Consider the following 614-nt stretch of genomic DNA (forward strand, 5'->3'; position numbering starts at 1 on the left):
GGGTGTCCCCGGAGAGTGTGACCATCGACGGCGAGGAGTACGCCGTCGTGATCACCGGGTTCAAGCAGAACGGCGAGATCGTCAACAAGTTCATCAGCCCGGAGGGCTCGGCGAACAGCGCCGACATCGTCGCCGTGCTCTCCCGCGTCGGCCGCCCGGACGTGGTCATCTCCAATATCCGGGCCAAGGGCGAGGTCAAGTACACCCAGGCCGACGAGTTCGTGGAGATCGTCAACCGCGGCACGGCCCCCGCGGACATCTCCGGCTGGATCCTGTACGCGGACGACCCCGGCCAGAACTTCACCTTCCCGCCCGGCACGGTGCTCCAGCCGGGCCAGCGCATCCGTATCTACACCAACGAGGTCCACCCCGAGTGGGGCGGCTTCAACTACGGCAGCGGCCGCCCCATCTGGAACGACAAGGGCGACACCGCCCACCTCCGGGACGACGCGGGCACGGACGTCTCCGACTACAGCTACGGCACGGCCCCCTGACCCTCTCCGGTCGAGTGCCGTCGGCCCCGTCGTACCCCAACTCCGGGGTGCGGCGGGGCCGTTGTCGTGCTCGGACGCTCAGACGGTCTCTCTCCCCTCCGATAATCAGCCCCTCCGGCG

The 614-nt window shown here is 68.6% G+C and carries 1 protein-coding gene; it reads left to right on the top strand.

Annotation, left to right across the window (positions count from 1 at the left end; all coding sequences use genetic code 11):
• Window positions 1–494 (top strand): lamin tail domain-containing protein (locus GUY60_RS38055; RefSeq protein WP_188133307.1); only part of this gene is annotated, 494 nt, incomplete at its 5' end.
• Window positions 495–614: the final 120 nt, after the last annotated feature.

The organism is Streptomyces boluensis (assembly GCF_009908195.1).
Lineage (GTDB): Bacteria > Actinomycetota > Actinomycetes > Streptomycetales > Streptomycetaceae > Streptomyces > Streptomyces boluensis.